Annotated in this window: 17 protein-coding genes and 1 pseudogene; 10 read left to right on the top strand and 8 right to left on the bottom strand. The window is 48.7% G+C overall.

Features of this window, described 5'->3' with window-relative positions:
* Positions 1-37: 37 nt before the first annotated feature.
* The 5 genes and pseudogenes from IPL71_RS09470 to eno all read right to left on the bottom strand — a co-directional run.
* Positions 38-1095, bottom strand: a pseudogene (locus IPL71_RS09470) (sugar ABC transporter substrate-binding protein); the annotation flags it as partial.
* A gap of 110 nt (positions 1096-1205) precedes the next feature.
* Positions 1206-1559, bottom strand: a complete 354-nt coding sequence (locus tag IPL71_RS09465) for an ROK family protein (RefSeq protein WP_345321016.1) — start codon at positions 1557-1559, stop codon at positions 1206-1208.
* Positions 1451-2452 (bottom strand): ROK family transcriptional regulator, encoded by a 1002-nt coding sequence (locus tag IPL71_RS09460; protein ID WP_345321014.1) that lies wholly within the window; start codon positions 2450-2452, stop codon positions 1451-1453. Before IPL71_RS09460 ends, IPL71_RS09465 begins: the two co-directional genes overlap by 109 nt.
* Before the next feature lie 122 nt (positions 2453-2574).
* A complete protein-coding gene (locus IPL71_RS09455) occupies positions 2575-3732 on the bottom strand; it encodes a VIT1/CCC1 transporter family protein (protein ID WP_345321012.1) in 1158 nt (385 codons plus the stop codon).
* 64 nt (positions 3733-3796) lie between these two features.
* A complete protein-coding gene (eno, locus tag IPL71_RS09450; protein WP_345321010.1) occupies positions 3797-5092 on the bottom strand; it encodes a phosphopyruvate hydratase in 1296 nt (431 codons plus the stop codon).
* A 192-nt stretch (positions 5093-5284) separates the two neighbouring features.
* Between eno and IPL71_RS09445 the strand changes: the two genes are divergently transcribed.
* A complete protein-coding gene (locus tag IPL71_RS09445) occupies positions 5285-5920 on the top strand; it encodes a lysophospholipid acyltransferase family protein (RefSeq protein WP_345321009.1) in 636 nt (211 codons plus the stop codon).
* Between the two features lie 220 nt (positions 5921-6140).
* Positions 6141-6296, top strand: a complete 156-nt coding sequence (locus IPL71_RS09440) for a Flp family type IVb pilin (RefSeq protein ID WP_345317972.1) — start codon at positions 6141-6143, stop codon at positions 6294-6296.
* A gap of 63 nt (positions 6297-6359) precedes the next feature.
* On the opposite strand, the gene pyrG is transcribed toward IPL71_RS09440, so the two are convergent.
* Positions 6360-7970, bottom strand: coding sequence for a CTP synthase (gene pyrG / locus IPL71_RS09435; protein ID WP_345321008.1), 1611 nt, complete (start codon positions 7968-7970; stop codon positions 6360-6362).
* A 105-nt stretch (positions 7971-8075) separates the two neighbouring features.
* The gene (locus IPL71_RS09430) at positions 8076-8450 is read right to left on the bottom strand and encodes a roadblock/LC7 domain-containing protein (RefSeq protein ID WP_345321006.1); all 375 of its coding nucleotides are present in this window, start codon (positions 8448-8450) and stop codon (positions 8076-8078) included.
* Between the two features lie 250 nt (positions 8451-8700).
* On the opposite strand from IPL71_RS09430, the gene IPL71_RS09425 reads away from it, so the two are divergent.
* From IPL71_RS09425 to IPL71_RS09410, 4 genes are all read left to right on the top strand, one after another.
* Positions 8701-9234, top strand: a complete 534-nt coding sequence (locus IPL71_RS09425; RefSeq protein WP_345321004.1) for a hypothetical protein — start codon at positions 8701-8703, stop codon at positions 9232-9234.
* 12 nt (positions 9235-9246) lie between these two features.
* A complete protein-coding gene (gene pth / locus IPL71_RS09420) occupies positions 9247-9831 on the top strand; it encodes an aminoacyl-tRNA hydrolase (RefSeq protein WP_345321003.1) in 585 nt (194 codons plus the stop codon).
* 87 nt (positions 9832-9918) lie between these two features.
* A complete protein-coding gene (gene mfd / locus IPL71_RS09415; protein WP_345321001.1) occupies positions 9919-13323 on the top strand; it encodes a transcription-repair coupling factor in 3405 nt (1134 codons plus the stop codon).
* Positions 13324-13370: 47 nt separating this feature from the next.
* A complete protein-coding gene (locus IPL71_RS09410; RefSeq protein ID WP_345320999.1) occupies positions 13371-14303 on the top strand; it encodes a hypothetical protein in 933 nt (310 codons plus the stop codon).
* 35 nt (positions 14304-14338) lie between these two features.
* Here the strand turns inward: IPL71_RS09410 and IPL71_RS09405 are convergent, their stop codons facing one another.
* A complete protein-coding gene (locus IPL71_RS09405; RefSeq protein WP_345320997.1) occupies positions 14339-14578 on the bottom strand; it encodes a hypothetical protein in 240 nt (79 codons plus the stop codon).
* 91 nt (positions 14579-14669) lie between these two features.
* Between IPL71_RS09405 and uvrB the strand changes: the two genes are divergently transcribed.
* From uvrB to IPL71_RS09385, 4 genes are all read left to right on the top strand, one after another.
* Complete coding sequence (gene uvrB / locus IPL71_RS09400; RefSeq protein ID WP_345320995.1) at positions 14670-16631, top strand: excinuclease ABC subunit UvrB; 1962 nt, start codon at positions 14670-14672, stop codon at positions 16629-16631.
* 289 nt (positions 16632-16920) lie between these two features.
* Positions 16921-17109, top strand: a complete 189-nt coding sequence (locus tag IPL71_RS09395; RefSeq protein ID WP_345320993.1) for a hypothetical protein — start codon at positions 16921-16923, stop codon at positions 17107-17109.
* Between the two features lie 64 nt (positions 17110-17173).
* Positions 17174-17413, top strand: a complete 240-nt coding sequence (locus tag IPL71_RS09390; protein WP_345320991.1) for a hypothetical protein — start codon at positions 17174-17176, stop codon at positions 17411-17413.
* 253 nt (positions 17414-17666) lie between these two features.
* The gene (locus IPL71_RS09385; RefSeq protein ID WP_345320989.1) at positions 17667-18137 is read left to right on the top strand and encodes a hypothetical protein; all 471 of its coding nucleotides are present in this window, start codon (positions 17667-17669) and stop codon (positions 18135-18137) included.
* Positions 18138-18198: the final 61 nt, after the last annotated feature.

The following is an 18198-nucleotide window of genomic DNA, read 5'->3' as shown; positions in this document are numbered from 1 at the left end:
CAACTGAGCCGGTAGTGGCAGGAGCCGCGGCTTCGCCTAGACCAGTGAAGTCACCGGCAGGGTAGTAGCCAGAGTCAATCAAAGCAGACTGAACGTTGTCCTTGGTGACGGTGACTACCACAGTCGGGTTGGCAGGAACATCAATCTTGCCATTATTGTAGGAATTTGAAGCTTCAGGAGTTTTGCCTTCAACGAAGGAGACAGCAGCAGAGATTGCATCGTCTACCAATGTGCGGACATCCTTGAAGACGGTCATGGACTGCTTGCCGTCAATGATGTACTGGACAGAGGCTTTCTCAGCATCCTGGCCGGTGACAGCATAGCTGGTTACATCACCATCGGCGCCGAAAGCATCAGCAATCGCGCGAGCGGTGCCGTCATTCGGGGCGAGAATGAAGACGTTACCCTTGTCAGCAGCAGCAGTGGCTGTGAGGTTGGCTTCAGCCAAAGTCTTGGCGGTGTTGAAATCCCAGTTGGTTGTGACTTGGCCAATGATCGCGGCTTGTTCGTCGCGGGTCAAAGTGGCTTTGTCTTGAAGAGCAACAGCTTCGTCAGAGTTCTTGATGACGAAAGTGCCGTCAGCGATCTTGGGCTGGAGGACATTCCAGGCGCCTTCAAAGAAAAGGAAAGCGTTGTTATCGGAGGCAGCGCCAGCATACAGGTAAAGAGGATTGCCTTCACCGGTGGCGTTGTCAACCAAATATTGAGCCTGAGCGGCGCCCACGGAGATGCTGTCAAATGTGACATAGAAGTCAACAGCGTCAGTATCGCGGATCAAGCGGTCATAGGAGATCACTTTCACGCCAGCAGCACGAGCAGCTTCAGCAGCAGCGCCAGCAGCAGCACCATCTTGCGGGGTGAGGATGATAACCTTGACGCCCTTGGTAATCAGGGCCTCAACATTGGCTTTTCTTTTGCAGAATCACCCTGACTAAAGAGGATTTCCACATCATAGCCTTCAGCGGTCAAAGCTTCCTTGAAGCGGGCTTCGTCCTGAACCCAGCGGGGTTCATCTTTGGTTGGAAGTACAATGCCGACCGCGAGTTTTGTTTCCGGGGCGGTTGTGGCAGCGCCGCCGCAGGCGGTAAGTGCCATTGATGCGATCACTAAAATGCTCAAAAGAGCAAATAACTTTTTATTCATTCTTCTCTCCTTACAGATTATATTTCTTGACGATTAAACGACATCTCTTCGAGTAAAAAAAATTAGCGGTTTGTGTAATCACCTCCTTTATTCATGGGCCTTGATAAAACATCGTCAATAACGATGGCGATGGCTCCAATTAAGCTTGCATCCGATCCAAAAGTCGATAGTTGTACTTCAGCTTGCTGGTTGATTTCAGGAAGAAATGAATGATGTGCAATGGTTTCTCTGATCGCGGGTAATAGATACTCTCCGGCTAAACTCAACGGACCGCCAAGTATGATCTTTTCAGGGTTAAAGATGTTGATCAAACCCGCGAATCCTTTTCCCATGGCATGGCCTGCTTCAGTAAAAGATTCAATGGCTTCTGCATCGCCCAGGTCTGCCGCTTGTTTGATAAGAGGAATGGAAAGCACGGCGTTTTGGTCTGCCATAAGTTTGGAATAATGTTGCTTCGTTTTACTTCAAGTCGGGCCTGTACTCGCTGGATGATTGAATACTGATTTGCATATGTTTCCCAGCAGCCGCGATTTCCACAATGGCATACAGTTGGCGATGGCTCCGCCATGATGGGAGAGTGACCGATCTCACCGGCGTATCCATTTTTACCGCGATACAAATTTCCGTTTAAGAATAATCCGCTGCCAATTCCAACACCGGCAAACACAAAAAGAAAATCCCGACATTCGCGCGCGGTGCCAAATAAATGTTCGGCAATCGTGGCGGCATTTGCGTCATTTTCAATATATACATTTAGTTTAGTGTAGTCTGAAAAAATTTTTCTAAATGGCACATTTCGCCAGTGCAGATTTGGCGCAAAGATTAAAACCCCTTCTTTTAAGTCTACAGTTCCAGGCGTCGAAAGACCGATTCCAAAAAAACGCCCGCCCTTTTTTTTATTAACTGTCATTGCCTCTTTTACAATCAACAATGTTTGGTTGATCATTTTGTCCTGACCTTCGGCTGGGTCGGCATCTTCTTTGTACCGCCAAAGGATATTTCCCAGTAAATCAGTTACGGCTACAGTAACAAAATCCACACCAAGCTCTACACCAACGATCAATCCTGCATGTGGATTGATTTCAAGCTTTGTAGCGGGTCGGCCTGCAGCTCCTGAATTGATTCCGGCTTCATACACAAAATTTTGGGCAATTAATTCGTCTATAAGACTTGAGATAGTTGATTTGTTTAATCCCGTAGCAATGGCAAGTTGCGCGCGAGAAATAGGCGACTGTGAATGAACCAGCCGGAGTACGGATGACAAATTTTTCTCTCGAACAGTCGTTTGGTCTGCTGTATTTTTTACCATAAGGTTTAGTATGTTGGAACAACAAACTAATTATAGCGGTTGTGGAAGTTTTGTCAACTTAAAAATTCAAAGAAACTCAGACTCCAGCCCCGCATCAAGCGGGATCTCAAACCTGATTCAAATTAATGGGCAATATCTTTGCTTTGGCTTCTCCACGTTAATTCAATGACACCAATCAGCTTCCCAATGCCAAATGTGAGTATCGAAGCCGCAAGGCCAACCAATACCTGTCTTGTTCCAGAAAACCAGATACTGCGTCCGGTCATCAGAGTAATGCCGGCCCCGATGATAAATAAACCGATGCCGCTGATCGCAAGACTTAGGTAAATTGCAGTTATACCGCTCCAAAAGAAAAATGGGAAAATTGGGAACACCGCGCCGACTGCGAACAGGAAAAATGAAGTGAACGCGGCTTCATAAGCCGATCCGCCCAACTCTTCAGGGTCGATTCCTAATTCTTCGCGTGCGAGTGTATCTAAAATGCTTCCCTTGTCTGCCATCATATGTGATGCGAGTTCGCGCGCGCGGTCTTCAGGTAATCCCTTGGACTGATAAATGAGTGCCAGCTCCTCCTGTTCTTCCTCGGGAGTTTCTGCGATCTCCTCTGCTTCTATTTTGATCTGGTTTTCATACAACTCACGCGAACTTTGCACAGACAGCCATTCTCCCAGCGCCATTGAGCCTGCACCTGCCAGCAGCCCTGCAAGCCCTGCGATCAATACGGCTGAGTTTGAATTGGTGGCGCCAGCGACCCCCATCACCAGGCTGAGTATGGAAACCAATCCATCATTTGCGCCCAATACTGCCGCGCGTAATGCATTCCCTCCACCAGCCCGGTGACGCCCTTCCAGTTGCGCCACACTTCCGCCAGAGATGCCCCCCGTGGAATTTGCTGCAATTGACAGCATTCGCGCATGTGATTTCTCGTCCCGTGAAAAGGTTTGCGCCTCTTCGTCAGGTTGGCCATCATAAGCATTGCTGTCGGCTTTTTCATTTCCTGTGATCGTTGGCAGAATGAACTGTGGTCCAAATCGTTTTGCCAGCCAGATCAATATCCGTGTGCGGTGACTGGGCATGCGCGGGGGGATAGCCGCATGCAAGGCCTCCAGTTTCTTATCCCATACTGCAGCGTGTTTTTCTTCACTTGCTGAAAGCCGTCTGTATAACTCAGCCATTTGCGATTGTTTTTCAGAATCGGCCAGTGCCAGATACAGAGCCGCGCCATCGATTTCTTTTTGTCTGTTGGTTAAATATCTTTGTATATCTTTACTGTTTGACATGCATCCTCCCAGGATAAAAAACTGGCGGAGACATTGCGTCCCCGCCAGCAAGGTGTTTTATTAATTATTTTCTTAGTGCATCCCAGCCCGCGTATTTTGCGGTCTCACCCAACTCTGCTTCAATTCTCAGGAGTTGGTTGTACTTCGCTACACGGTCTGAGCGGGCAGGCGCTCCGGTTTTGATCTGACCGGTATTAAGTGCCACTGCGAGGTCTGCGATGGTGGCATCTTCTGTCTCGCCAGAGCGGTGAGATGTGACTGCGCGCCAGCCGGCACGGTGACATAATTCCACGGCCTCAATGGTTTCTGTCAGCGAGCCGATCTGATTCACTTTGACAAGCAATGCATTTGCCGCATTCTCTTTGATGGCTTTGCGGACGCGTTCAGGGTTTGTCACAAGCAAGTCATCTCCGACGATTTGGATCTTATCGCCTAATTTCTCGGTCATCAAAGTCCATGAACTCCAGTCGTTTTGTGCCAGACCATCTTCAATCGAAACGATGGGATAGTCTTTTACCCACTTTGCCCAAAACTCAACCATTTGTTCACCGGTCAATTCCTTGCCTTCTTTGCGCAGGTTGTATTTCTTTTTCTTTTCGTCATAAAGCTCAGATGCGGCGGGGTCAAGTGCAATCGCCACATCTTTGCCGCGACCTGCTTTGAATCCTGCTTTTGCAATGGCCGCGAGGATCAATTCAATGGCTTCGCCGTTTGCTTTGAGCGCGGGAGCGAATCCGCCTTCGTCACCGACGAGTGTGCCATATCCTTTTTCCTTCAACACTGATTTTAGCGCATGGTAAATTTCAGCGCCCCAGCGCACGCCTTCAGAGAAGGAGGGAGCGCCGAAAGGCATCACCATGAACTCCTGCATATCTGTGCTTTGCCAGTTTGTATGCGCGCCGCCGTTCATGATATTCATCATTGGCACAGGAAGCACGTGCGCGTACACGCCGCCCAGATAACGATAGAGCGGCATTCCGAATGAATTGGCTGCTGCTTTTGCGGCTGCCAGACTGACACCTAAAATTGCATTCGCACCCAGTTTGGATTTATTGGGTGTTCCGTCCATTGCAATCAATTCAGCATCCAGGCCCATTTGGTCTGAGGCATCCCAGCCAAAGAGTGAGTTTGAGATGATGCCGTTGACGTTTGCCACAGCTTTGGCTACACCTTTGCCGAGGTAACGTTTCTTGTTGCCATCGCGCATTTCGAGTGCTTCATGTACGCCGGTGGATGCGCCTGAAGGAACCGCAGCGCGGCCCCATGCGCCATCCATCAAAACCACTTCCACTTCAATTGTGGGGTTGCCGCGCGAGTCCAGAATCTCAATCGCGGAGATGCTTTCAATTGTTGTATCCATTTTTAACTCCTAGGGTTAATGATTGTGAATAATGTATCAAGTATAATCGCATTTTATAAGAAGAGGCCATTTTGAGTACACAGCAGGATGCAGACCCGCGTGACCGGAAAAAATATTATCTGGAAGATACCTCCGCGCGACGCCTTGTGCTTTGGCTGGTTCGCAATCTTTTAATCTGCTATGGTGATGAAGGTGGAAGGGGTTGAGAATTTTCCGTTGGATGGTTCTGTGATTATTGCAGCGAATCATGTCACCAATTTTGATGTTTTCCCAATGCAATTTGCCGTGCCGCGTGTGATCTGTTTTATGGGTAAAGCTGAATTGTTCAACACCGTGCTTGATCCATTGCTGCGTGTACTATGTGCTTTCCCTGTATATCGCGGTGAAAAAGATGAGTGGGCGCTTCGTCATGCGCGCAAGGTTCTTGCTCATGGACAAATCCTCGGCATGTTCCCGGAAGGGAAACGCTCTAATGGAAAAGGGCTTGGTGTTGCAAAAACAGGCACAGCCAGAATGGCGATTGAGATGAACTGTCCCATCATACCAATGACTGTGATCGGTACCGATAAATTTTTCAAACAATTTCCTCACCGTTCAGCCGTGACTGTAAAGCTGCTCCCGCCCATTTTGCCAAATCCAAACGATACGCCCCTTTCTCTTACCGATCGTCTGATGTTTACACTCGCTTCTGGTTTGCCTGAAACCATGCGCGGTGTATATGCAGAAGTCGAAAGGATTTGGCAGGTAAACGCCTTGTTGCTTCCTTTGTGTGACATTCTCTATTGTATATTTCTCAGTCTAAAAAAAGAAGAAGTGCCGGGTGATTAGAGTTTATCCTTTGTAGTTAAAATAAATAAACACACTGCTCAAGAGAATTTGTAAAATGAAGAATGATTTAAAAATAAAGAACTTTCGTTCTTGAAAGGCTGACATAATTGTTAGGAAAAAGGCTTTTTTTTTCTTGCGTTATTTTGTAGACGATGTAAAATAAAGTCAATCGAACTTAGGAAGCGTTCCTAGGAATTTTTATAAAAGGAGATTATACAAAATGTTATTCGCACCCAAAGAAAAAGGCCAAGGTCTCGTTGAATACGCTCTCATCCTCGTTTTGGTAGCCATCGTTGTTATCGCTGCTCTCATGATCCTCGGACCAATCATCGGTAACGTGTTCAGCAAAGTCAACTCCAGCCTCGCTGGTGTGTAATCTGCACCCATCAACAAAAAAAGTCCCGTCGAAAGACGGGACTTTTTTTGTTTCCTTCCGGGTTTACTTCTTCGACCGTTCTTTCGCGGCTTTGAGCAGCCCCACAAACAGAGGATGTGGTTTCATCGGACGCGATAAAAATTCGGGGTGGAATTGACTCGCGACCATGTAGGGGTGATCTGCCAGTTCAACGATCTCGACCAATCTGCCATCAGGAGAGAGACCTGAAAATATCATGCCCTGCTTTTCGAATTCGGCACGGTAGGAGTTGTTAAACTCAAAGCGGTGACGATGCCTCTCGTCCACTTTGGGGACTGTATAGGCGGCAGAAGCCTTCGTCCCTTTTTGGATCAGGCACGGGTACAGTCCGAGACGCATCGTCCCGCCCATATCGGTAATGGAACGCTGGTCGATCATTAGATCGATCACAGGGTGTTCCGTGCCCCGATCAAATTCAGAAGAGTTGGCATCTTCAAGATCAAGAATGTTGCGCGCGAAATCAATGCACATCACTTGCATTCCCAAACACAAACCAAGATATGGGACTTTGTTTTCGCGTGCATAACGCGCGGCTAACACTTTGCCTTCAATGCCGCGTGATCCAAAACCGCCCGGTACAAGAACCGCATCCGCTTTCTTGACAACGTCCCAGCCTTTATCTTTTTCCAGGTCAGCCGAATGCACCCAGCTGATCTCCACTTCAACATCGTTTGCAAGTGCGGCATGTTTGAGCGTTTCGCGCACTGACATGTAGGCATCCTGCAATTCAACATACTTGCCGACCAGCGCAACCTTGACAGAGGGTTTTGGCTTCTTTACATCTTCAACCAGTTTTTTCCACGGGCGCATATTTGGTTTACGTTTTGCTTTCAAGCCGAGCTTTGTCAGCACCAATTCGCCAACGCCCATTTTCTCCAAAAGTAACGGGACTTCATAAAGTACTTCCGCGGTTTTCATCGGGATCACGGAGTCTTTTTCAACATCGCAGAAGAGCGCGATCTTTTCGCACAGACCTTTATCCACATCCTGATCGGCACGCGCGATGATGATGTTGGGGGAAATACCGATTGAGCGTAACGCGGCTACTGAGTGCTGCGTGGGTTTGGTCTTGATCTCACCAGTTGCGCCGATTGTTGGCAGCCAGGTGACATGTACAAACAGACAGTTTTCACGTCCAACTTCGTTGCGGAGTTGACGTAATGCCTCAAGAAACGGCTGAGACTCAATATCACCAACTGTTCCGCCTACTTCGAGAATGACGATCTCCGCGCCTGTTTCCTTTGAAACCAGACCGATCCTGCGTTTGATCTCATTCGTAATATGTGGAATAACCTGAATCGTCCCGCCCAAATAATCACCGCGGCGTTCCTTCGCGATGGTCTCGGCGTAGACTTGTCCCGTCGTGAAATTGCTGACGCGTGTCAAACGATTGTCAATGAATCTTTCGTAGTGACCAAGATCGAGGTCGGTCTCTGCGCCATCATCCAACACATATACTTCGCCATGCTGATAAGGTGACATGGTGCCGGGATCCACATTGATATACGGGTCCAGCTTTTGAACAGCGACCTTGAAACCGCGTTCCTTTAACAACAGTCCCATTGCGGCGGCGGTGACGCCTTTCCCAACAGATGAAACCACACCGTCAGTGAAGAATAAATATTTTGTCGTCATTTGATTCCCTTTCAAGTTAGATGATTTAAACAAAGAGAATGGGGAGGGCGTTTAAGCCCTCCCCATTCGGGGTTGCAAATTATTTAAGAGTAAAAGTTTTTCTGTTCATCCGACCAGTTTCACTAAATCTTCAGCGGCGCGGCGCATCTCAAGAAAGATCATGCCCAGTTTGGCATCATGGCGCGACATGGCGGTCAGTACGGCTTCCTCACCAATGGCGGTAAGCACAATTGCGCCCTTATCTCCTTTGATGTAAACCTGTTCAAGACTTCCACGTCCCAGTTCGCCAGAAATTCGCTCGCCGAGGCTGAGCATGGCCGCAGACATGGCCGAAACGCGGTCTTCTTCCACGCCCTGTTGCAAGGCAGATGCCATAATAAGGCCGTCTACAGAAACAACGGCCGAGGCTTCAATATCGGGTGCGGCGGCTTGCATATTACGCAAGCGTTCCACCATTTGGTCAGAGCGTGATTTTGCCATAACGCAGTCTCCTAAGATTAAGCGGGATGTTCCGCCAGTAAATGTGATTGAACGGCTTGAGTTTACCAGAAAAATAATTATTCGAGAATTGTAAGCACATTTCAATTAAGAAATCCATATGATTTGACCCGCTCCCTCCTTCATGTTAAACTTACCGATTGCCATGTTCCAGTCTCTATTAATCCTTGCCCTTTTTTTTCACGCTCAAACTGCGGAACTTTCCATAATTTCCCCTTTACCCGGAGACACTTTGCGCGGACAGGTGGAGATCGTGGGGAATTTGAACGTTCCTAACTTTGCATCCGCTGAACTGGCTTTCTCATACGCATCCAACCCCGCCGACAGCTGGTTCACCATCCAGACATTTCCTCAGCCCGTAGTGGATCCCACCTTCGCCATCTGGGACACAACCACCCTGACAGACGGTGACTACGTTTTGCATTTGCGCGTCTTCTTTCAGGATGGCTCCTCTCAGGATATCGTCGTTCCCGACCTGAAAATCCGCAACGATACGCTGCCGCCAACTGCAATTCTTCCCACGGCCACCGCTACAGAATCTTTCGATACGATCACCATCAATCCGCTCCCGGTTTCGTCACAAGCAGGCCCCACTCCCGAGCCCGAACCCGTTCTTCTCACATATCCTTCGCCCACACCCATGCCCGCCAACCCCGCATCGGTGACAGTCCCTTCAATCTATTCAAAATTTGCGCAAGGCGTATTGATCGTATTTGTTCTATTCATTTTCTTTGCGCTGATTCTTCGCCTTCGCAAAAACATATAACTAAAACTACCTATGACAGAAAATACCTTCCTCATCATCGGCTTTGGCAATCCGGGCCGTGAATACAAAGATACCCGGCATAACATCGGCTTCATGCTCATTGACCGGGTAGCCGTGCGGCTTAACGCGCGCGGCATGCGACTGCAATCCAAAGCAATTGTGATGTCCACTTTACATGAAGAGCGTAAGATCATCCTCGCCAAACCACAGACATTTATGAATCTCTCAGGCCAATCTGTGCAGGGACTTTTGCATTTCTACAAACTCCCCGTGGAAAATTTACTGATTGCACACGATGACCTTGACCTGCCCTTCGGCACGCTGCGCATCCGCCCCGGCGGCGGTCCCGGCGGACAGCGTGGCATGGCCGATACCATCGAACGCCTCGGGACAAAAGAATTCCCACGCCTGCGCCTCGGCATCGGACGTCCCCCCGGCCGCATGGATCCGAAGGATTATGTGCTGCAGGATTTCTCTAAAGACGATCAAAAATTCCTGCCCGAGGTATTAGACCGCGCCACAGACGCCGCGCTTGAATTTGTAATGAAAGGCTTAAACGCCGCAATGAATAAATTCAACGGCGGTATTGAATCGTAGGGGCGACCCTTGTGGTCGCCCTTTGATGCACACCTTATTTGTTTTTCACATGATAACGGGCGGGGACAAGCCCCGCCCCTACAAAATATGCAATCTCTTTTAGAAAACATCCGCGCACTTCCCCCGTATCAGCAATTGCTGACTCAACTTCAGGCTGGAAAAATTATTCCCAGCCTGGCGCGAAGCGTGCCACGCGCTGCACGACTCCCGATTCTTGCATCGTTACATACTGATTTATCATTGCCAATCTTGCTCATCACAGACCGTGCCGACCATGCGCTGTCTTTATTTGATGAGCTCGGGTTTTGGGTCAAGTCACCGCGTTATTTATTTGCCGAACCAAATCCGCTTTTTTATGAGGAAGCTGCGTGGGGAGTTTCCACCCGGCGTGATCGTCTGCAAGTGTTGACGGCGCTCTCTGCTTATCATTTGCCTTTTGCGAAGAAACCCGAGTTGCCGCCGATCATTGTCACCTCGGCGCGTTCGTTGATGACGCGCACTTTGCCGCGCCGTGATTTTCTCAAAGCGTGCAAAAAAATATCAGCAGGCCAGACCATTCAACCCGATGTATTGATCCGTGAGTGGGCGAGGATCGGCTACCAGCGTGTCAATACTGTTTTGGAACCGGGTCAATTCTCACATCGCGGAGGTCTCCTGGATGTCTGGCCTTCGATCGAAGCGAATCCTGTTCGTCTTGATTTCTTTGGCGATGAAATTGAAACCATCCGCCAGTTTGATCCGGCCACACAAAGAACTGTTGAAAAACTTGAAACGATTCTCATCACGCCCGCGCGTGAATTTTTAGCAGACACAGTTGATGCGCAATTGCAATATTCTGAATTTCATATTCCATTGCTGCACCCCATGCCCGCATCGTTGCTGGATTATCTTCCGCAAAAATCATTAATCATCGTAGATGATCTGAGTCTCGTTGAGGCGATGGCAAATGAAGTGGAAGAACAGGCTGTAAAGTTTCGGCGTGAAAGTATTGACGAAGACACGCTCGCAAAAGATTTTCCGATTCCGTATCTTCCGTGGTCTGAGGTGCACGACAGTCTCGGCGGATTTGCTTCACTTGAATTTGGACATTCGAGTGAGATCGCAAACAGTGAGCAGTTACTAAGTGATCAATTTACGCACGATGAAAGATTCGGCGGAAGGCTCAAGCCTTTTATTGATTATCTTGCGCCCATCATCGAAAGAGGCGAACAGGTTTTCATTGTCTCGCGCCAATCGCCGCGTCTGCACGAAATGTGGAGCGAGCATTATCCCGATTCTGATTTTCAAAATCTGGAATTCATCGAAGCCTCGCTCTCCGAAGGCTTCACCCTAATTACCAATTACCAGTTACCTACTCACTTAATAACCGATTCCGAAATCTTCGGCTGGGAACGTCCGCAATCGCGCATTCGCCAAAAGCAAACAGCCGAGACTCCTGAATCACTGTACGCGGATTTGTTGGTTGGCGACTACGTTGTCCACGTGGATCACGGCATCGGACGTTTCGCGGGTCTGACTCAACGACAGTTGGACGGCCACGAAAGAGAGTATCTTGCTGTTGAATACGACAACTCAGACACGCTCTTCGTCCCCGTGCATCAAGCGGACAGACTCACGCGCTACGTTGGCGCGGATGGCGGCAAGCCTTCGCTCGATCATCTCGGCGGACAAGCCTGGGGTGAAACAAAAGCGCGTGTAAAAGAAGCCGTACAAAGAGTCGCTGAAGACTTGCTCGATTTATATGCACGCCGTCAAGTTGTGGAAGGATATTCATTCGCGGCAGATACACAATGGCAAAAGGAACTTGAAGATAGTTTTCCTTATGTAGAGACTGACGATCAGAAACGCGCCATCAATGACATCAAACGTGACATGGAACGCGCCCGCCCGATGGACCGTTTGCTGTGTGGTGATGTGGGTTATGGGAAAACAGAAGTTGCCTTACGCGCCGCATTTAAAGCTGTGATGAGTGGCAGGCAGGCAGCGATCCTTGTGCCAACAACGGTTTTGGCGCAGCAGCATTTTGAGACCTTCTCGCAAAGACTCGCCGCTTTCCCGGTCAAAGTGGAGATGCTTTCACGCTTCCGCACGCCACGCGAGCAGACAGAGATCCTGCTGCAACTTGCACTCGGTGAAGTGGACATTATCATCGGTACACATCGTTTGATCTCAGCCGATGTGCAATTTAAAGATTTGGGATTGGTTGTCATCGATGAAGAACAGCGTTTCGGTGTGACTCATAAGGAACACCTCAAGAAACTCCGCACCGAAGTGGATGTGCTGACTCTGACCGCGACTCCTATTCCGCGCACGTTATACATGGCGCTGACCGGTGTGCGTGACATTTCCAATTTGAATACGCCGCCCGAAGAGCGCCTGCCAATTGTGACTCACGTTGGCCCGTATTCGCCGCGTCTTGTGCGTCAGTCTATTTTGCGCGAACTCGAACGCGGCGGACAGATTTTCTTCGTCCATAATCGGGTTAACACAATTGATGCAATGAAAGCGCATCTCAATAAACTTGTGCCCGAAGCACGCGTGGATATTGGTCACGGGCAGATGGCAGAAGGTCAACTGGCAAGTGTGATGCACCGCTTCAATATGGGCGAGATCGATATTCTGCTTTGCACGACCATCATTGAATCCGGTTTGGATATCCCCAACGCCAACACGCTGATCGTGGACCGTGCCGATACGTTCGGGCTCGCACAACTCTATCAATTGCGTGGACGTGTGGGGCGCGGCGCGATGCGTGCGTATGCGTATTTCTTCCGCCACAATAAAATGACTCCCACACAGGATGGTCAGCAAAGACTCGAAGTCATCGCCGAAAATACACAACTTGGCGCGGGCTATTCGATTGCGATGCGTGACCTTGAAATTCGCGGCGCTGGTGATCTGCTCGGCACCCGTCAGCATGGATTTATTCAATCGGTTGGTTTTCATCTATATACAAGAATGCTTTCAGATGCGGTAAGAAGATTACGCCGGAGTGATGGCCAATGGTCGAAGGCCGATGGTTTCGATGAACTTCAACTTTCGGCTTTTAGTCTTCCGCTCTCTTTGCCGGTCAATGTGGATCTGCCGCTCGCAGTGGGGATTCCCAGTGATTACATTTCCGACCAGGATTTGCGTCTGCGGTTGTATCGACGTATTGCAGATCTACGTGATGAGACTGAACTCGATGCGCTCGGCTCTGAATTCCGCGACCGGTTTGGGTTGATGCCTGAGATGCTGCAAAATTTGTTATATCAAATGCGGGTGAAACTGCGTGCTGAAAAAGCCGGATTGAATTCGGTGAACATGGAATCATCAGGGCAGATTCTGCTCAAGTACGCTGTACCCGCTGACGGGTCCGAAGCGATGCGTATGCCTGATCTGGGAAACGGCGTGAGAGGCGGCAAGTCCGCTTATTGGGTGACTGTCACAAAAGAGGAAGTCTGGACAATAAAACTTTTGGATGTATTAGCCCGATTGGGTGATAGGGTGTAAATATAAAACTGCGATAACATGCGATACTATTTTAAAAAAGGAGAATTATGAAGAAGAGATTGTTATTCATGTTATTGGTTGTTGTTTTGCTGGCGGCTGCTTGTATGCCTTCACCGGACCAGATGAATCAGGATGTTGAAAAAATTGTTCAGGCTACTTTTCAAGCATTGACTGCGCAAGCCGTGCCGCCAACGCCTGCTGTGGAAGTTGTGACCACGGGGAGCATTTCAGGACAGGTGACTTCGGGTATTTCACATGTGGGTGTTTTTCAAGTAGGCACGGATACTTTTTATAAGCTTGAGTTAACCAATGGGGTTGAAAAATATCAGATCGATAATATTCCTGCCGGCACATATTATGTACTGGCATTTACAAGCCCTGGTGGGGCTGCTGCGCCGTTTCCGCTCGCGTATTCGCAGTATGTTGTATGCGGGTTGACTGAAAATTGCACAGATCATGCGTTGGTTCCAGTAAATGTGACAGCGGGGCAGATTACAACCGATATTAATATTTTCGATAATTATGGACTGCCTGACCGCAATCCTTATCTGGATAAATATTTTGGATACGATCAAAATAGCGGCACGGATGTTATTGCCACCTTTACACCCGCTGCCGGACAAACTGGAAGTATTTCGGGCACGCTTTCATATCCTTCTGAAGGCATTCCGGCGCTGGCTGTGATTGCATTCGACTCTGGCGGCAACTCTACAGATTATTATTATGTGCTGACCCAGCAGGGAAATTCCACTTATCAAATTGATAATCTGCCCGCTGGAAATTATTATGTTGTATCCTATGTCATTGGCGGCGGACTTTCCGGCGGATATTCACAAGCCGTTCCCTGCGGACTTTCCGCCGAATGCGGCGATCACAGTTTGATCGCAGTTGCTGTGACAGGCGGACAGGTAACCACCGGAGTCAACCCTGGCGACTGGTACGCTCCGCCAGATACATTCCCTGCTTATCCGCTTCCTTAAATAACTATCAGTTGATTCTGTTTCAATACAAAAATTCACCCCGACAATTTTTGGTCGGGGTGAATTTTTATTCTTAAGGTTTTTTTCTGATTTTGCAAAGCCATACCGCCTGATTCATAGCTTTTCCAAGGTCGCTTGACGCGTCTTAATTTCTGCGGAATGCTTGGAACGCGAATTTTAAAAAATATTCGCATCACACCTGCACTGGCGTGCGGCGCAAGTGTTCGCTTTTTCGCCAAATTCGCGTTCAGTTTTTTCGACTTTGCTACAGTCATGCCGCCTGATTTAATTTCTCTGGTCTTTCCCTCCCCTTTGGAGTAAAATAGAACACACGTTCCCCTTAACCGACCCCTAATAAAAAAAATTATGGACTTCAAACTTAACGCTCCTTTTATCCCAATGGGTGACCAACCCGAAGCCATTCGCGGACTTGTGCAAGGTGTCCGCGATGGCAAGAAGAATCAGGTTTTGCTGGGCGCCACCGGCACAGGCAAGACCTTTACGATCGCGTCTGTGATTCAGGAGTTGCAGAAACCCGCGCTTATTATGGCGCATAACAAGACTCTGGCGGCGCAGTTGTATGCCGAATTCAAAGAGTTCTTCCCTGAGAACGCGGTCTCTTATTTTGTTTCTTATTATGATTACTATCAGCCGGAAGCTTATGTGCCGCGTCACGATCTCTTCATTGAGAAGGAAACCCAGATCAATGAAGAGATCGAGCGGATGCGCCTTGCGGCTACCACGTCCCTGATCTCACGGCGGGATGTGATCATCGTGGCTTCGGTCTCGTGTATTTACGGTTTGGGCTCGCCGGAGGAATTCGGCAATGGGACGGTGACGCTCAAGGTCGGAGAGATATATCGCCGCAATGCTTTACTTCGCCAGTTGATCGAGAGTCAATATCAACGCAACGACATGGAATTAAAATCAGGTACATTCCGCATTCGCGGCGATACGTTGGAAATTATTCCGGCCTACGAAGACAAGCACGGCTACCGCATTACCTTCTTCGGTGATGAAGTGGAACGCATTATGGAATTCAATCGGGTCAGCGGTGAAATCTATGAAGAGCCAAAGGAAGTTTCCATTTTTCCAGCGAAGCAATTCCTGACCAATGCGGACCGTTTGAAAGCATCAATTGTCAACATTGACACCGAGCTTGAAGACCGTTTGAAATACTACAAAGATAACGGTAAATTTCTTGCAGCCCAGCGTATTGAACAGCGCACGCGTTACGACCTTGAAATGTTGAAAGAAGTTGGCTATTGCTCCGGCATTGAGAATTATTCACGTCAACTGGATGGCCGCGCGCCCGGTTCACACCCGTGGACGATGATCGACTTTCTGCCGAGCGATTATTTGCTGATTCTGGATGAGAGTCACATGACTGTGCCGCAGATTCGCGGCATGTATAACGGTGACCGCGCCCGCAAGGAAACCCTTGTGGAGTACGGCTTCCGCTTGCCATCTGCCATGGACAATCGTCCGCTTAAGTTTGAAGAGTTCGAGCAGGTGATGGGTTCGACGATCTATACCTCCGCGACACCGTCACATTATGAAATGGAACATGCCGATCAGGTCGTTGAGCAGATCATCCGCCCGACGGGATTGGTGGATCCCGAGGTGGATGTGCGCCCAACCAAAGGCCAGGTGGATGATCTGGTCGGAGAGATCAGTCAGCGGGTGGAGAGACACGAGCGGGTTTTGGTCACAACGCTCACGAAGCGGATGTCAGAAGATCTGACCAAGTATCTTAAAGAGTTGGGAGTTAAAGTCCAGTATTTGCATTCGGAAGTGGAAACACTGGAACGTATTGCGATTCTGCGTGACTTGCGTTTGGGTACATTCGATGTTTTGGTTGGAATCAATCTTTTGCGTGAAGGCTTGGATCTGCCCGAAGTTTCCCTGGTCGCAATTTTGGATGCAGATAAGGAAGGCTTCCTGCGTTCAGATACGGCGTTGATCCAAACAATTGGACGCGCCGCACGTAATGTAAACGGGCGCGTCATTATGTATGCCGACCGTGTAACTGATTCAATGAAACGCGCGCTGGATGAAACCAACCGCCGCCGCGCCAAGCAGGTCAAGTACAACGAAGACAATGGAATTATGCCAATCAGTATTCATAAGGACATCCATGAGCTGACTAAAATGATGAGCGCCAAAGCCATCGGCGAAGCCAAAGGACAATACAAAACGGCAGCGGATGGACTTACGCGCGGCGAGCTGCGCAAGATCATTGCTGAAATTGAAGTTCACATGAAGAATGCCGCGAAAAATCTTGAGTTTGAAAAGCCGCCGCGTACCGTGATGAGTTGTATGATCTGAGAAATTTACTGGCTGAAGATGAAAGTTTGAAGCCGTGGGAACGCATTAAGTTATTGACTGGTGATGAATAATGGTTTTACATAGCAGATAAAAAAACAGGCCCCCGAAAATTTAAAGAGTTCGAGGGTCTGTTTATAAATGCTACTGCTATTTTTTTTATCCCTCATGTATAATGCGCCAAATTATTCTTGTCTAGGTTCTTAAGTTAAGGAGTGAATATGACTGCGGATACGATTGCTTGTCCATTTTGTGGTGAAACCATCAAGGCCAGCGCGAAGAAATGTCGTTTTTGCAACGAATTTTTGGGACTGGATTAACTCGCGAGAGTGTACTTGAAGAACATGAAACAGAAAAAGCTAAAACTCCTGAAAATGCAGCGCCGGCCGCACCTCCAGTAGAAGCTGCTGCACCTGTTGCAGCCCCAGCGGCGGAGACTCCGCAGCCTCCTGCTGAGGTTCCTGTGACTGAGTCACCGTGACAACTCAGGTGGTAACGGAAGCTGCTGCTGAACCGGCGGCTGTTTCCGCCAGGCTCTCGCAGATATGTACAATAAAGTGGCGCAATTGCCGATTCCTGAGAAAACAAAATTAATTGAGACGTTGAAAGTGCTTGAAAGCAAAGGTGAAGATGCCGATGAAACAGAGGTAGAAGGGTTGATGCAGAATGTCGTGGAGGTTTTGCCGGACGCGGCAGAGATCGTGATCAGCACCTTGATCAACCCCGCCAGCGGAGTGACCACGCTGGTGCAAAGTAGCGAGTCGCATCGCAAGCAGCAAAAATAGAATTTGAAGATGTGTTCATGAAAATACCGGGGCAAAATATATAAAACGCTGGTGTCGCTAGTTATGGCGATACTAGCGTTTTATGTTTCTTCTTAGTTTGTGTACCACTTTCTAAATCCTGGGGAATTGTGCCGGATAACCTTATCGTACTCTTTGAGTTTTCTTTATGAAATCTTTACAGTGCAGTTGTATCCTTTAATTATCGGCAGGACAAATCCTTGATTTGCCCGCCACGGATAAAAGGAGATATAAAATGAAAAAAACAATTTTGATCATTGCGATATTGGTTTTAGCCCTTGGTGTACTGGGTGTTGGCGTAGTTTTTGCCCAGGATGGCACACCGCCATATAACGGACATGGCCCCATGATGCAAAATGGCGGAACAGGTGTTATGCACACTTTTATGACCATAGAATTTGCAAAGCAACTTAACTTGAATGTGAATGACGTCAACACACGGATTGCGGCTGGTGAAACGATGTACGATATCGCGCTATCTGCCGGCGTTACCGCTGAAGAATTTCCCGCGATCATGACCGCAGTCCGCACGAACGCTTTGGATGCGGCGGTGAAGGCCAATGTCATCACACAGGCACAAGCTGATTTAATGACATCCCGCGGATTTGGTCAGGGCAGTATGGGAACTGGTGATTGCACTGGTACAGGCACAGGCATGCAAGGACAAGGTGGGCACGGCCAGAGACACAATCAGGTCAATCCGTAAAAGGGATCAAAAAGTGTCGGGACTCCGAAATGAGTCCCGACAATTTTGATTTAAAAAGAAG

Origin of the sequence: Candidatus Villigracilis proximus (assembly GCF_016717045.1) — a bacterium.
Taxonomy (GTDB): domain Bacteria; phylum Chloroflexota; class Anaerolineae; order Anaerolineales; family Villigracilaceae; genus Villigracilis; species Villigracilis proximus.
The sequence above is the reverse complement of the archived record's forward strand: the minus strand, read 5'-3'. Positions and strand labels throughout refer to the sequence as shown.

Bases quoted from the DNA above. Each gene is read 5' to 3' on its own strand.
- IPL71_RS09410 (WP_345320999.1), top strand. From the start codon at position 13,371: ATGAAGAAGAGATTGTTATTCATGTTATTGGTTGTTGTTTTGCTGGCG.
- IPL71_RS09460 (WP_345321014.1), bottom strand. From the start codon at position 2,452: ATGGTAAAAAATACAGCAGACCAAACGACTGTTCGAGAGAAAAATTTG.
- mfd (WP_345321001.1), top strand. From the start codon at position 9,919: ATGCAATCTCTTTTAGAAAACATCCGCGCACTTCCCCCGTATCAGCAA.
- pth (WP_345321003.1), top strand. From the start codon at position 9,247: ATGACAGAAAATACCTTCCTCATCATCGGCTTTGGCAATCCGGGCCGT.
- eno (WP_345321010.1), bottom strand. From the start codon at position 5,092: ATGGATACAACAATTGAAAGCATCTCCGCGATTGAGATTCTGGACTCG.
- IPL71_RS09390 (WP_345320991.1), top strand. From the start codon at position 17,174: ATGTACAATAAAGTGGCGCAATTGCCGATTCCTGAGAAAACAAAATTA.
- IPL71_RS09440 (WP_345317972.1), top strand. From the start codon at position 6,141: ATGTTATTCGCACCCAAAGAAAAAGGCCAAGGTCTCGTTGAATACGCT.
- pyrG (WP_345321008.1), bottom strand. From the start codon at position 7,970: ATGACGACAAAATATTTATTCTTCACTGACGGTGTGGTTTCATCTGTT.
- uvrB (WP_345320995.1), top strand. From the start codon at position 14,670: ATGGACTTCAAACTTAACGCTCCTTTTATCCCAATGGGTGACCAACCC.
- IPL71_RS09430 (WP_345321006.1), bottom strand. From the start codon at position 8,450: ATGGCAAAATCACGCTCTGACCAAATGGTGGAACGCTTGCGTAATATG.
- IPL71_RS09455 (WP_345321012.1), bottom strand. From the start codon at position 3,732: ATGTCAAACAGTAAAGATATACAAAGATATTTAACCAACAGACAAAAA.
- IPL71_RS09385 (WP_345320989.1), top strand. From the start codon at position 17,667: ATGAAAAAAACAATTTTGATCATTGCGATATTGGTTTTAGCCCTTGGT.
- IPL71_RS09405 (WP_345320997.1), bottom strand. From the start codon at position 14,578: ATGACTGTAGCAAAGTCGAAAAAACTGAACGCGAATTTGGCGAAAAAG.